Source organism: Desulforhabdus sp. TSK (genome assembly GCF_022836495.1).
Lineage (GTDB): Bacteria > Desulfobacterota > Syntrophobacteria > Syntrophobacterales > Syntrophobacteraceae > Desulforhabdus.
This window is the reverse complement of record NZ_BQXM01000037.1, coordinates 39768-53274: the sequence shown is the minus strand read 5'-3', so window position 1 is coordinate 53274 and position 13507 is coordinate 39768. Positions and strand designations below refer to the sequence as shown.

11 protein-coding genes and 1 tRNA gene are annotated in these 13507 nt (G+C 56.3%); 7 read left to right on the top strand and 5 right to left on the bottom strand.

Annotation, left to right across the window (positions count from 1 at the left end; all coding sequences use genetic code 11):
• Positions 1–265: 265 nt before the first annotated feature.
• Genes MWC30_RS18025 through MWC30_RS17995 form a run of 7 tightly spaced genes read left to right on the top strand, consistent with a single transcriptional unit; the run spans position 266 to position 9974 of the window.
• Positions 266–1003: a hypothetical protein gene (locus MWC30_RS18025; protein WP_244085596.1), complete on the top strand. Its 738-nt coding sequence runs from the start codon at positions 266–268 to the stop codon at positions 1001–1003.
• 7 nt (positions 1004–1010) lie between these two features.
• Positions 1011–3935 carry a DEAD/DEAH box helicase gene (locus MWC30_RS18020; RefSeq protein WP_244085595.1) on the top strand — a complete coding sequence of 975 codons (2925 nt, stop codon included), beginning with the start codon at positions 1011–1013 and terminating at the stop codon, positions 3933–3935.
• Positions 3932–5926, top strand: coding sequence for a BREX-3 system phosphatase PglZ (pglZ, locus tag MWC30_RS18015; protein WP_244085594.1), 1995 nt, complete (start codon positions 3932–3934; stop codon positions 5924–5926). The genes MWC30_RS18020 and pglZ overlap by 4 nt, the downstream gene beginning before the upstream one ends.
• A complete protein-coding gene (locus MWC30_RS18010) occupies positions 5926–6678 on the top strand; it encodes a hypothetical protein (protein WP_244085593.1) in 753 nt (250 codons plus the stop codon). The genes pglZ and MWC30_RS18010 overlap by 1 nt, the downstream gene beginning before the upstream one ends.
• Before the next feature lie 52 nt (positions 6679–6730).
• Positions 6731–8569, top strand: coding sequence for a DUF262 domain-containing protein (locus MWC30_RS18005; RefSeq protein WP_244085592.1), 1839 nt, complete (start codon positions 6731–6733; stop codon positions 8567–8569).
• 6 nt (positions 8570–8575) lie between these two features.
• Complete coding sequence (locus MWC30_RS18000; protein ID WP_244085591.1) at positions 8576–9727, top strand: hypothetical protein; 1152 nt, start codon at positions 8576–8578, stop codon at positions 9725–9727.
• A 13-nt stretch (positions 9728–9740) separates the two neighbouring features.
• Entirely contained in the window at positions 9741–9974 is a 234-nt protein-coding gene (locus tag MWC30_RS17995) for a DUF2188 domain-containing protein (protein WP_244085590.1), read from the top strand.
• A gap of 228 nt (positions 9975–10202) precedes the next feature.
• Here MWC30_RS17995 and MWC30_RS17990 read toward each other — a convergent pair whose 3' ends face one another.
• From MWC30_RS17990 to MWC30_RS17970, 5 genes are all read right to left on the bottom strand, one after another.
• Entirely contained in the window at positions 10203–10427 is a 225-nt protein-coding gene (locus MWC30_RS17990) for a hypothetical protein (RefSeq protein WP_244085589.1), read from the bottom strand.
• An 87-nt stretch (positions 10428–10514) separates the two neighbouring features.
• Positions 10515–10613, bottom strand: a tRNA-Sec gene (locus tag MWC30_RS17985).
• A gap of 136 nt (positions 10614–10749) precedes the next feature.
• Positions 10750–11895 carry a DUF362 domain-containing protein gene (locus MWC30_RS17980; protein WP_244085588.1) on the bottom strand — a complete coding sequence of 382 codons (1146 nt, stop codon included), beginning with the start codon at positions 11893–11895 and terminating at the stop codon, positions 10750–10752.
• 112 nt (positions 11896–12007) lie between these two features.
• Positions 12008–12679, bottom strand: a complete 672-nt coding sequence (locus MWC30_RS17975) for a DUF1614 domain-containing protein (protein ID WP_244085587.1) — start codon at positions 12677–12679, stop codon at positions 12008–12010.
• Positions 12680–12710: 31 nt separating this feature from the next.
• Complete coding sequence (locus MWC30_RS17970) at positions 12711–13319, bottom strand: HAD-IIIA family hydrolase (protein ID WP_244085586.1); 609 nt, start codon at positions 13317–13319, stop codon at positions 12711–12713.
• Between the last annotated feature and the right edge of the window lie 188 nt (positions 13320–13507).

The window sequence follows — 13507 nt, the reverse complement described above, 5'->3', positions numbered from 1 at the left end:
CCCCCTGGATTATGGATGATAGAATCCAGGTTATCGTACTACTGTGGACACAACCTGTCCACTACTTCTGGGGCCAAATCCCGAGCACTAAAACCGGCCCTCAGAGGCCATTTTTGGACGCCCTAGGCTAAGAGTTGAAAACAAAAATATTCAGCATGGGTTCTATGAGGTTTTAGACAAAAACGGCGCCCGGAGCGGTATCATTTTTACTGGAAGTCTTGCGGGATCTATAGATCAACCAAATCTTACAGGCTTTCAAGAGGCCATGCTTGCTGTATGCCTGCTGGATGCCATTCATCTTGTAAATGAAGTCGGCTGGGCAGAAATCTTCGAAGCGATTGGTTCATTCGCAATTTTCACAGAGGAGCAAGTTCCATACGGCTTGTTAGCTGATTGTGGAATTTTTTCCCCAGAGACAAGATCTTTCACCTTCTCATGGATAAATGAAATACCTCAAGGCTTCAGAAGCAGAAAAGGCAATATACCGCAAGATGCCGAGACCGCTTACATCGCAGCTTTAAGCAGCTCCAGGGCGCCAGATATCGCTTTCACCAGGCTTTATAGGGTATTAGAGATTTTATTTGCAGTAGGGCTCAAGACAAAAATTGAAAGATCCCCCGTGACCGAAGTCCTTCGAGTGATGAAGGATTTTCAGCGATTATCCGAACTCGATATGCTGTCTACTCTTTTAGAGGGTTCTTCAATCCGTCTTCCATCATTCACATTGGCCGATTTCAAAGAGCTTTATGGTGAACACAAGCCTGAGGGAAATTATCAAAAAATAGCAAAATGGCTCAATGCAGCATCATCATCATCTCCTTTTGCCAATCCACCAGATGATTTGGTTGCGACGTTAATCTATTACATTCGTTGTTCACTTGTTCATAGCAAGTTAGGGGAGAAGGAGCCATTTCTATTGGGTCCTTTCTCAGATAATCAGATCGATGCTCTTTGCCACCTTGTTGATGATTTGAGAGATATCATCAAGTCTCTGATTTACTGAGGTTTTAATGGCATCACCCTGGCTATACAGCACCGTTCATAACAGCGCCTGCAAGGTCGTTGAGGAGCAGACTTTGTGGGGGCAGTCGGTTTGCCGTGTCTGGTTGCCGAACCAGGACGCGGTGGTGCTTGTGCCCCGCTCCGCCTTGCGACCGCTAAGTGCCGACCTGCAGCCGGAGATTGAGGCCGGACGCATTGCCTATGTGGCTGCTGCAGCCAAGGTGGCCGAGGTGATCGAAGGCTCCACCAGTGCCACTGACGGCCATGTGCTGCTGGCTCCCATGGAGTCCAACGTCATCCCGCTGCCGCACCAGATCCACGCTTTGTCCCGAGCCATCTCCGGCGACCGTGTGCGCTACCTGCTGGCCGACGAGGTGGGTCTCGGCAAGACTATCGAGGCCGGTCTGGTCATGCGCGAGCTCAAGCTGCGCGGACTGGTTCGGCGAATCCTGGTCGTCTCTCCGAAAGGCATCTCTACCCAGTGGGTGGCGGAAATGCAGACCCACTTCAACGAGCAGTTCCAGCTTGTTCTGGGCGACGACATCGGCACGCTTCAACGGCTAATGCCGGTCGCGAGTCAAGAGTCTCGGGTCCCGGGTCTTTTTGATACGCGGCTCGCGAATCTTAACCCGTGGACTCTTTTTAATCAGGTCATCGTCTCCCTGGATTCGGTCAAGCCAATGGACAAGCGACGCGGCTGGCCGGCCGAACGCGTTGTCGAATACAACCGCAGCCGGTTCGAGGATCTGATTACCGCCGGTTGGGATTTGGTGGTGGTGGACGAAGCGCACCGCCTGGGCGGCAGCACCGATCAGGTCGCCCGCTACAAACTCGGCAAGGGGCTGGCGGAGGCCGCGCCCTATGTGCTGCTCCTTTCGGCTACGCCCCACCAGGGGAAGACCGATGCCTTCCATCGCCTGATGAACCTGCTGGATGATGACGCCTTCCCGGATATGGACAGCGTCTCCCGCGACCGGGTGGCCCCCTATGTCATCCGTACCGAAAAGCGCAAGGCCATTGATGCCGACGGCAAGCCGCTCTTCAAACCCCGCCGCACACAGATGGCTCCGGTGGCCTGGACCCACCGTCATCACCTGCAGCAGCTTCTCTACGAAGCGGTGACCGACTATGTGCGCGAGGGCTACAACCAGGCCCTGCGTGAGAAGAAGCGCCACATCGGCTTTTTGATGATTCTGATGCAGCGCCTGGTGGTCTCAAGCACCCGGGCGATCCGCACCACGCTGGAACGGCGACTGGCCGCACTCAAGGAAGGCGAACAGCAGGCCAGTCTGCGCCTGGCGGAGCTTGAAAACGGCACGGAGGGATCGGAAAGCTTCGACGAGCTGTACGACATGGACGGCCAGGAGCTGCTCGACGAGCTGCTGAAATCCCATGTATCGGCTCTGCAGAGCGAAGGCAGTCATGTGGAGACCCTGCTGGATGCGGCGGTTCGCTGCGAACAGGCTGGACCGGACGCCAAGGCCGAGGCGTTGATCGAGTGGATCTACGAGCTGCAGGCCGAGGAAAACGAGCCGGACCTGAAGGTGTTGATCTTCACTGAGTTCGTACCGACTCAGCAGATGCTGAAGGAGTTTCTGGAAGCCCGGGGCATCTCGGTCGTCACCCTGAACGGCTCCATGGATATGGAGGAACGCAAGCAGGCCCAGGATGCCTTCCGCAAATCGCACCGCGTGCTGGTTTCCACCGATGCGGGTGGTGAGGGTCTGAACCTGCAGTTCGCCCATGTCATCATCAACTACGACATCCCCTGGAACCCGATGCGGCTGGAACAGCGAATCGGGCGTGTGGACCGTATCGGCCAGCCCAAGAAGGTGCGGGCAATCAACTTCGTGTTTGAAGACTCGGTCGAGTTCCGCGTCCGCGAGGTGCTGGAGCAGAAGCTCTCGGTAATCTTCGACGAGTTCGGTATCGACAAGACCGGCGACGTGCTCGACTCGGCCCAGGCCGGCGAGTTGTTCGAGGATGTGTTCGCCTCGGCCATCCTTGATCCTGACGGTATCGAAACCTCCGTCGATCACACGGTGGCTCGGCTTCGTGATGAGATTCAGCAGGTGCGCGAGTCCTCCGCCATCTATGGCATCTCCGAAGAACCGGATGTGCAGGCGGCTGAAAGGCTGCGCTCCCATCCGCTGCCTCACTGGGTGGAACGGATGACGGTGGGCTATCTCAATTCTCACGGCGGCGCGGCCAGCCGTAAACGCTCCTGGTGGGATCTGAATTGGCCGGACGGCCAGGAGCATCGCAAAGCCGTGTTCAACGCCCGGGAAGCGGACCGCCTGACCGACGCAACCCTGCTCAATCTTGAAAACAGCCGCGTCCGTGGGCTGGCTTTGAACCTGCCGCAGATCGCGGCTGGCCAACCATTGCCATGTGTCAGCGTGAGCGGGCTGCCAGCCAGCATCTCCGGGATCTGGGGGCTTTTTGAGATCCGTCTTCAGGCCGGCATGCACCAGAAAACGCAGATCCTGCGCATCCCCATGGTGCGGCGTGGTTATGTCAGTGTGTTCCTGAGTGAGGAAGGCAAACTGTTTCTGCCCACGGCCCGGCATATCTGGGATGCGCTACAGACAGCCGAAGCCGAAGTGCAAGCCACCCTCGGCCAGGATGAATCCATCACCGCCCATGCGCGTTTGCAGGAAGCAGCCGAGCACGCCGGACAGGAGCTGTTCGACGCCCTGCAGCAGGCGCACCTCGCCTCAGTGGCTCGCGAAGAGGAACGCGGAATCGTCTCCTTTGCCTCGCGCCGCAAGGCCATCGAACGGGTTGGACTGCCGGAGGTGCGGCAATTCAGACTGTCCCGTTGCGATGCGGACGAATCCGAGTGGCAGCATGAACTGCAATCGGCAAGGCAGATCGTGCCGGAAATCCGGCCGCTGCTGATGCTGCGGATCATCAAGGGAGGCGCTCAATGAGTAGTTGGCGAGACGCCATCCTGAACGATTTTGTACCCAACGTCAGCAAGCTGACTCTTGTCGCGGACCCGGATTGCCTGCTGACCGAGGAGAAGCTGGCATTGGAGCTTCGCGGGCGCGGCTTCGACCTGATCGAGTTCAGTGACCCGGTCGAATTCAGATACGCCTATGAGTCCAAGTATCGCTCGATCTGGGACCGGGGCGAACATACCGATCTGGTGGTGGTCCTCCGCTTGCAGGACGCGGAGCTGGAATCGCTGCCTTACGACCTGCTCCAGGTGGGTCGGAAACTGTCGTTCAACCTGGGGGATCTTTTTCCCAATCTGAGCTACCCGGTCATCGAGAAGCTTGACCGGAGACTGTTGGACGCGCTTTTTGACGCTCAGCGCAAGTCCCCGCCGGATCGCATGGGCGACAAGGCCACCAAGGATTTCATTCTCCGTCATGTGTTCGGCATCGCGGCAGAACTTATTGCCAACGAGGTGGAGCTGCTTCACGCCTTGCTCCGTCTGCACTATGGAAAGCTCCAAATTCCACTGATGTTGGCCGAGCGGCTCATCCAGGTTCTCAAAGGCCATGATGGGTTCAAAGCCTGGCCGCTCTCCGAAATCGTTCCGGACGATGAGGCCTTCTTCGCCTTTTTGCAGGAACGCTGGCCGCTATTTCTTTCCCGGATCGGTAGCGCCAACCAGGTGCGGGAAGATTCACCGGAATACGGCCTCAAGTATCCCGGTCCTGATCGCCTGCCGTTCGACCATCAGGACATCAAGGTCTACATCGACAACCTATTCCTTGAGGGGAAACTCACCCCGGTCGGGGCCAAAGGCATTGAAGTGGAAGCTGGGTCCTGGGTTCGAAGCGGTATCGCCACCTCCGGTGTGGACGATGACGAGCTGCGGATCTACCGCCTGTTTGGTCTTATCGAGAAGGAGCTACCCACTGCGGAAGCACGTTACTCGGACTGGACCACCTTCGCGCTGAAATGGGCCGAACTCTCTTCGCTGGTTCATTGCGGCAACAGCACCGAGTATCAGACTCGTCTCAGGGAAATCGGCGACGCACTAAACACGACCTTTGCCGGTTGGCTGGCTGACCACTACTCCAGTCTGATCAACTTGCCGCCGACCAATCCGGCCATGCTCCACCACGTGCCGCGTCGCCTGGCTCGGGACATCGAGGACTCCGGTAGCAGCCGTGCTGCGCTGATCGTGGTCGATGGCCTGGCCCTGGACCAGTGGGTGACCATCCGCCAGCTTCTGCAAAAGCAGGACGCCAATCTGGTCCTGCGCGAATCCGCGGCCTTCGCCTGGATTCCGACGCTGACCTCGGTATCGCGGCAATCGGTCTTCTCGGGCAAGCCACCGCTCTATTTCCCGTCATCCATCAACTCAACCAACAGCGAAGAAAAACTCTGGAAGCAGTTTTGGGAAGGCCATGGCCTGTCCCGACTGGATGTCGCCTACCAGCGCGGCCTTGGCGACGGTGATGTATCCAGTGTACTCGACGTCGTGATCCATCCCGGCAAGACTAAGGTGGTGGGGCTGGTCGTGGACAAGGTCGACAAGATCATGCACGGCATGCAACTCGGCTCGGCGGGGATGCACAACCAAATCAAGCAATGGTGCCAGGGTGGGTTCCTGGCGGCGCTGGTCGGCCAACTGTTGGAATACGGCTATGAGGTCTGGCTGACAGCCGACCATGGCAACATCCAATGCGACGGCAAAGGCCGCCCATCTGAGGGCGTGATTGCCGAAACTCGCGGCGAGCGTAGTCGTGTGTACCCCACGCCAGAACTCCGCTCTCAGGTCGCTAGGGCCTTCCCATTTGCCCACAAGTGGCAGCCGGTCGGGTTGCCAGCGGGCTATTTCCCTCTGGTGGCGGGTGGCCGCGACGCATTTGTGAATCCAGGAGAGGCCATCGTAGGTCATGGCGGTGTAGCCATCGAAGAAGTCATCGTGCCCCTTGTGAGGTTCGAAAGGAGAACACAGTGATGGGCAAGAGACACGGAGCCATAGGCATCAAGCAGGCGATTCGTTTCGAGTGGATGCAGAAAGCAGTCAATCTGCTGCTGGTGGGACTCGACGTTAAAACCATCCGCCAGGAGCTGCATGACTTCCTCGCTGACAGAAAAGGCAGTGGCTCCGAGGGCGAACGAGGCGAAACATCGAGAACACAAGTTGTCAACATGCTGATGAAGATCTGGGTCTCTCCAGACCCCGAGTTGATTCCATTCCGGGATGCCTCACTGGCGTTTGTGCGGGAAAACACGTCGATGGCCCTGGCCGTTCACTGGGGGATGATCTCGGCAGCCTATCCGTTCTGGTTCAATGTGTCCCGGCAGACTGGCCGATTGCTGGCTTTACAGGATCAGGTAACCCAGATGCAGATCACCAACCGCCTGAAAGAACAGTATGGCGACCGACAGACCGTAAGCCGCTGTGCACGATTTGTCATCCGCTCCTTTGTCGCCTGGGGAGCCCTGAAGGATTCCGAGGCCAAAGGCTGCTATGAGAAAGCCGCTGCGGTGAGCATTGCCGAGCCAAACCTGGCCATCCTGATGTTCGAATCCGCACTCCTGGCCACCCCGGAGGCCAAGGGCGCATTGGGGTTGCTCCTGAACAATCCGGCATTTTTCCCATTCCAGCTTCCGGTGATGACCGGCGACTTTGTATCGCAGCGCAGCGACCGGATCGATGTGGTTCGCTATGGACTGGACGATGAGCTGTTGAAATTGAAGGCTTGATGAGAGCGTAGGACAGGATAACGAAACAATGCAAACGGAGAGCGAGGAATAGATGGCTGGCGAGTATGAGAAGGCGATATCAATCGAGAAAGCGATCCATCAAATCGTCAACCGTCGCTATTTGCTGCCATCTATTCAGAGAAAATTCACCTGGAGCAGTTCGCAGATATGCGTCCTCTTCGACTCGATCATGCGCGGTTATCCGATCAATACCTTCATGTTCTGGGAGGTCCGGGAGCCGGAGGTCAAAAAGAGTTTTCGTTTTTACCAATTCCTCGAACGATATTGCGAACGCTTCGAGGAAAACAATCCGGACTTCGACACCAAGGGGCATGGGGACTTCTTCGCTGTCATCGACGGCCAACAGCGACTGACTTCGCTTTACATAGGGCTCAAGGGAACCTACGCATACAAACTGCCGAGAAAATGGTGGCCTCGAACCAAGGACGACAGTGTCCTTCCGCCGCGCAAGCTCTATCTCAATCTTGCGGCTCCTCTCGACGAAGAATCGAACGAGGAGATGATGAGTCACGAGTTCAAGTTCCTGACTAACGTGCAGTTCAAGGAGGACTTGGGCAAGCCAGACAAGATTTGGTTTCAGGTCGGTGAAATCCTTGATTTCGATGCGGCCGAAACCGACGATGACGTTCTCGATATCGTAATGGATTTTCTCCAAGGGATGGGGCAGGAATCCAACAAGTATGCCCGCAAGGCTCTTACCCGTTTGTATTTCGCCATTCGTCGGGATAGCACCATCCATTTCTACAACGAAACCAATCAATCCATCGATCATGTCCTCGACATCTTCATCCGCACCAACCATGGAGGAACACCCCTCGCGTTCTCGGATCTGTTGATGTCCATTGCTGTGGCCAACTGGAAGAAGGATGCGAGGCAACAGATCGACGATCTGGTGGATCAGGTCCGTTTTGGGTCCGATATGGAATTTTCCATCAACCGTGATTTTGTTCTGAAAACGGCCTTGATGCTCTCCGACGCAGATGTGCGATTCAAGGTCAAGAATTTCACCGGAGACCAGGTCGCCAAAATCGAGCAAGAGTGGGACGACATCAAGACTTGTATCTTGGAGGTGTTCCGCCTCATCCGGTCCTTTGGCCTCAACGATGCCGCCCTGAGAGCCAAGAATGCGGCCATTCCAGTTGCCTATTATCTTTTCCACAAAGGTCGGGACAAGACGAACGACAAGCAAGGCCTGTATGCGGACATCAACAACAGAGTCCGGCACGAGGATGAACGGAAGCGAATCCGTCAGTGGCTACACATGTCTTTGCTCAAAGGTGTATTCGGCGGTCAAGGGGACGCTCTGCTCTCCAACCTTCGGAAGATCATTCGTTCGGGTTTTTCGAGCTCTGCGGGGTTCCCGCTGGACGAAATAGTGTCCGACTACAGAGGTACGGCAAAGGATCTGACTTTTGACTACGACTTCATCGACCGATTGCTGAAAACTCAAAAAGATGATTCTTCCTGCTTTTCGATTCTGGCGCTCTTGTTCCCGGACCTGGATTTCACCCAATCTCTCGATATCGACCACCTGCATCCTGCATCCTCTTTCAGAAAGAAGAGATTGGATTCGCACGTCGGTTTTGGTAATCCGGGAGGCCGGTTTTTCTATGAAAATCCCGAGAACTGGAACGGTATCGCCAACCTTCATCTGCTGAATTCGTCCAAGAACAAATCCAAACAGGATGTGCCGCTTGATCAATGGTTGGCCAAACAGGATGGAACGAAAGCGGAGGATCTTCTGATACCGACGGGAACCGATCTGTCTTTCGGGGCGTTCGAGTCGTTTATCGAGGCGCGTGCAGCATTCCTCAAGCAGAAGCTGGGCTCACTGGTCGGCGATAATGACTCTGTTGAGCCACAAGGATAGGAAGCCATGCCCGACGATTTCAAAACAGCCAAAACCGCTCTCGCGAAGCTCCATCAGGACATGGAAGCGATCAACATGCTGGCCAGGCCGTCCTACCTGAGCGTGATCGAGCAGATGGAACGCACGCTGGAACCTATCCGTCGTCAGCAGTTGAAAATCGGTCGCGCCCTTGAAATGTCTGGAGCAGCGGCCCGGATAAAGGAGATCGTCAGTGCAAATCAACACTGGCATGAAGTGATCAAACAGGCTACTGTGACAAGCCTTGCCGAGAGCCTTGCGGCTGCACATCAATCATGGCTTGAGCATATAAAGCCCGTCCAGTACGACTTCTCGGAGCTTTCAGGGCTTCAAGCATCCGCCAAGTTGGTCCTGTGCGATGCCTCTTTGCGATTGAGCGCCACGGAACGGCTCATGGCAGGCATCGACTTCGAGGCGATAAGAAGTCGTTTCAAAATCGAGATGCCTGTTATTTCGGGGCTGGAGAGCTCCATAGCCCACGTGACTGCCTCGTATGGAAGTTTGGCCGAGTCAATCCGAGAGATTTCAGACATCACGCGCTTACCTGCCTTCGTTTTGCCTGGAGCCACCCGTGAAATCTACACCACCAGCTTCGCGCTCGAGACCCTTCGTCCAGAGGATGAACGGGATGAGGAAGAGACCGAAACGGAAATTCAGCTTGTCGCTGAGGCGGAGCTGGAAACGTTGGGTTGTATCGCTCTCTTGCAGCAAGTCGATCCAGGGCTCGCTCGGCCATACATCGGCGCTCGGGACGCCCTACATGGTAACAATGCCGACCGGTCTAGGCACATTCTAAGCTCGCTCAGAGAACTGTGGAACCATCTGCTCAGACGATTGGCACCCGAAGATCTCGTTGCCGCATGGATTCCGGGGATTGCCAATCAGAAGGACCTGTTACATGAAGGCAAGCCAACCCGTCGAGCCAAGGTACTGTATGTCTGCCGGGAGCTGAACAACGATCCGCTGACTGAGTTCTTGACGCACGACACCCGGGCGCTGGTGAAACTGATTGAGCTGTTCAACCGGGTCCACGAGTTGGAGATTGAGCTGACCGACGAGCAGCTCAGGGCCATTCTCCTCAAGACCGATTCGTGGCTGATGTACATACTCCAAATTTCGCCGAGTAATTTTCACAAGTAAACAAGAGGCTACCATGCCAAAGAAATCCGGATCACATCATGTAGTCCCGAATGCCAATAACGGATGGGACGTCAAAAAAGAGGACGCGACCCGCGGCAGCGGCCACGTCGACAAGAAACAGGATGCTGTCGATGCCAGATCCAGGATCAGTCAGAACCAAGGCACCGAGTTCTACATTCGCGGCAAGGACGGGAAGATCCGAAACAAGGACAGTCATGGGAACGATCCGTATCCCCCCAAAGGGTAATGCCCCGGCCAATTCGATTCCGAGTTTGGGAACCGAACCGGCGTCCAAAATCTGGATGCGAAGTTGTTGCACTTCGACGGAGACTCCTGATCTCTTATCGAGCTTGAGGAAAAATTTCAGGAGGTTTCTGAGGGGAAAGGAATTCAATGGACGGCAGATTATCGGCCCGGTGTTACATGGGTGTTCTGAACACTCGCAAACTCTTACGGGGCCTATGTGACGGCGGGTTCAACTCCCGCCGCCGAAATGCTTGGCTACTGATTGTCCCTTTTCAATCAATCCCGGCCCTTGTTCTTTAACGGAGTGACCTGTTGTCTGAAGATTTGCGAAGAAAAGAAAGAGGCTTTCTTGCTCATTTTCCCGTGAATTTTTTGGCGGGCCGCGATGAACTTGAACCTTCAACCAGCAAAGTCTACTAGACTTATGCTTGATGCCGTAAATGAAAAATCCCATGGTATCGCCGTATGGGCCTCATGGGATTTCTCGCTCTAAGGTAACAAATAGGTAACAAAACCCTTGTCACCATGAGTAACAAAAAGCTGGCGGAAGCGCATGGGAATCGAACCCACCTAGGAACGCCTTCACGCCCCTACACCGGATTTGAAGTCCGGGAGCCCCACCAGTGAGCTTGGCGCTTCCACCGCGTGAATGTACTCAATAGGCCCTTCTTTGACAAGTTCTTTTTGAAAAATACGGAACGTCGCTCCTTCGTCCCCGAATGCTCCTGAGCGATACGGCCACGCCGCTTTTCCACTCCTTCAGCCTTCACACCCTCTTAAAGACGGATCAGTTCATAGGACCTGCTACCCAGTCCCACCTTTTCGGCGTAGTCCAGTTGATGCTGCCAGTCGACGTTGGGATAGACAGCTTTCACTTTGTCCGTGTGGGCATGGGGAGAACCCTGGATGCACGAGGACTGCAGCGGGGGCTGAGCGTTGAGAAGATCCATGGAGGCTTGATCGATGGCCACGATGTCACGGGAAGCGAGAATGCCGATGTCCGCTACGATGGGGGCATCCGAGTGAGGGTGGCAATCGCAGGCGGGTGAAATCTGGGTCAGAAAGTTCACGAAGAGGGATCGTTTTTCTTTTCCCTTGAGGGCTCCCACAGTGTACTCCACCATGCGCTCCATGAAGGGGGGGATGTCGGCTTCCCAATCGACTCCGAGGGCTCCCTGAAGGCAGGAATGGATGCACCCGGCGCATCCCACGCAGACCTTCGCATCGATTCGAATGACCTTTTTGGCTTCCGGGGTCGGGCGGGGCATGTCCTCCGGCCGGTCCACGAGGCTCAGTGCCCCGTGGGCGCACTGTTCCATGCACGTGCCGCAGCCGATGCACTTGTCGAAATAAATCACCGGGGCGACATCGGAATGCTGAGCCATTTTTCCCCTCCTGGACCCGGAGCCCATTCCCACGTTCTTGATGGCGCCGCCGAAGCCCGCCGTTTCATGCAGCTTGAAATGCGCCAGGGAAATCAGCGTGTCGGCTCTGGCCACGGCCGATGCCACGTAGGCTTCCTTGCAATGCTTCAGTCCGATGGGCACCACCACCTCGTCCCGCCCATCGATTCCATCGGCAATGATGAGGGGAGCGTCCACCACCGACGGGGAAAAGCCGTTGAGAACGGCCGTCTTGAGATGGTCCACGGCGTTGCCCCGCGAACCCACGTAGAGGGTATTGGCGTCGGCGAGAAAGGGTTTGCCGCCCGCGGCCTTGACGGCGTCCACAACGGGCCGCACGAGGAGGGGACGGATGAAGGCCGTGTTGCCCCGTTCTCCGAAATGAATCTTGATAGCGGTGAGCCCCTTCCGCTTGACAACCTGCTTGATCCCCGCCTTGTCCACGAGGTTGGAGATCTTCTGCAAGAGGTTCTCGGAATCCGTGGCGCGCAAATCGGTGAAGAATACCTGGCTGCTCATGATGTTTGAATCCTCGCGTCAATGATTTTTTTCGCACTGTCTGCGCACGAATGTCCCCCACCCGGCGCGATGGAATTGCAGGGGGGATTTTAGTGCACCTTGCGGTCTATCGTCAAGACAGGAGGACGGCAAGAATTCCTGTCAGGAAGATGCCGTCGAAGGTCCCCGCTCCTCCGATGGAAGCCACGGGGGCGTTGAGATGCTTTAAGTCGTTCAGATGGAGCAGATCCGCCCCGATGAGGGTCCCCAGGGTTCCCGCCACGTAAGCCGTCGGAGCCGCCCATTCGCTGTTGAGCACCATGGCGACCAGGGCCGCGGCAATGGGAGGGATGAACATGGGGGTCGCGATGCCGAGTCCCGGAATGGGGCGCGCCAGCCGATAGACGATGTAGGTGACGGCGCCCAGAGCCAGCAGCATGCGGAAGGGGTTTTCCGCATGGGCCAGGAGATAGATGGACAGGCAGGTGGGGATGACGGCTCCTCCCAGGTTGACGGCCAGCACCATTTCGTGGCGGTTGCGCCAGGGCGGCGGCTGGAATCGCATTCCGTAGAAAGAAACCGTCGGAAGTTCATTGGTTTCGTCTTCGAGATGGATTTTACGAATGGGAATATTGATCATGCTTCCCGCGATGGACAGAAAGAGAAGCGAGAAGAGGTATTCAGGGGGTATCCCCAGCCGTGTGAAAGCCCATGCAAAAATGCCGAACTGCACCATGGCGAAAGCCATGAAGAGGAGAAATACACAAATGAAGAGAAAGAACATGAGAAACGGGGGATAGAACATGTGAGATCCTTTCTGCCTCTGAGAATGAAAATCAGGGCATGACGGCAAAGCGGTAGACGGATAGGACGGCCTGCAGGAGATCGCGATAGACGCTGCGGCCGGCTGCCGCTCCAGGAGACGGCACGGCAGGTGGCGATGATTCCCCGGCCCCCGCCTCGCCCGAGAGACGCTCCAGGAGAATGCCCCGACACCCGGCGCGAGCGGCGGCAGACAGGTCCGTTTCCCTGTCGCCGATCATGCAGACGTTTTCCATGGAAATCCGGTAGACGGCACACGCCGCCAGGAGCATGCCCGGTTCGGGCTTCCGGCAGGCGCATTTCTCGTCGGGGCGGTGCGGGCAGTAGAAGGCGGCCAGAAGGTCTCCTCCAGCTTCCCGGATGCCATGAATCATTCGGTCGTGGATATCCCAGAAATCCTCCCGCCGGACGATGCCACGGTTCAAGGCCGACTGATTGCTGATGAGGATCGCGTTGATGGATTGCTCCCGCAGCCATCGAAGGGCTTCGAGAGCATCGGGATAAAAATGGTATTCTCCCCAACCCTTGATGTAGTCCGGGCGGTCGACATTGATGACGCCGTCGCGATCCAGGAATGCAAAGTTCCGGTGGGGAGTTTCGGGAGAGCGTATCCAGCTGAGCATAAGACTCCTCGTGGGGCTGCCTCGGATAGGGTGCTCGCAAAGCTGCAGGAAAAAAGTGCCTCCCCTTTTCTGGCATGACTGGAGCAAAAGCCTGGACTCCAGGGGCAGGGGGGGCGATTCGTCCTTGACATCCACCGAAGATCGGGAAACATTATGTCTTTCACACAATTTTCGGAAAGATTTCAAAA

What these genes read in the sequence shown, in the direction of transcription:
- MWC30_RS18025 (WP_244085596.1), top strand. Translation starts at nt 266, where the DNA reads ATGCTTGCTGTATGCCTGCTGGATGCCATTCATCTTGTAAATGAAGTC.
- MWC30_RS18020 (WP_244085595.1), top strand. Translation starts at nt 1,011, where the DNA reads ATGGCATCACCCTGGCTATACAGCACCGTTCATAACAGCGCCTGCAAG.
- pglZ (WP_244085594.1), top strand. Translation starts at nt 3,932, where the DNA reads ATGAGTAGTTGGCGAGACGCCATCCTGAACGATTTTGTACCCAACGTC.
- MWC30_RS18010 (WP_244085593.1), top strand. Translation starts at nt 5,926, where the DNA reads ATGGGCAAGAGACACGGAGCCATAGGCATCAAGCAGGCGATTCGTTTC.
- MWC30_RS18005 (WP_244085592.1), top strand. Translation starts at nt 6,731, where the DNA reads ATGGCTGGCGAGTATGAGAAGGCGATATCAATCGAGAAAGCGATCCAT.
- MWC30_RS18000 (WP_244085591.1), top strand. Translation starts at nt 8,576, where the DNA reads ATGCCCGACGATTTCAAAACAGCCAAAACCGCTCTCGCGAAGCTCCAT.
- MWC30_RS17995 (WP_244085590.1), top strand. Translation starts at nt 9,741, where the DNA reads ATGCCAAAGAAATCCGGATCACATCATGTAGTCCCGAATGCCAATAAC.
- MWC30_RS17990 (WP_244085589.1), bottom strand. Translation starts at nt 10,427, where the DNA reads ATGGGATTTTTCATTTACGGCATCAAGCATAAGTCTAGTAGACTTTGC.
- MWC30_RS17980 (WP_244085588.1), bottom strand. Translation starts at nt 11,895, where the DNA reads ATGAGCAGCCAGGTATTCTTCACCGATTTGCGCGCCACGGATTCCGAG.
- MWC30_RS17975 (WP_244085587.1), bottom strand. Translation starts at nt 12,679, where the DNA reads ATGTTCTATCCCCCGTTTCTCATGTTCTTTCTCTTCATTTGTGTATTT.
- MWC30_RS17970 (WP_244085586.1), bottom strand. Translation starts at nt 13,319, where the DNA reads ATGCTCAGCTGGATACGCTCTCCCGAAACTCCCCACCGGAACTTTGCA.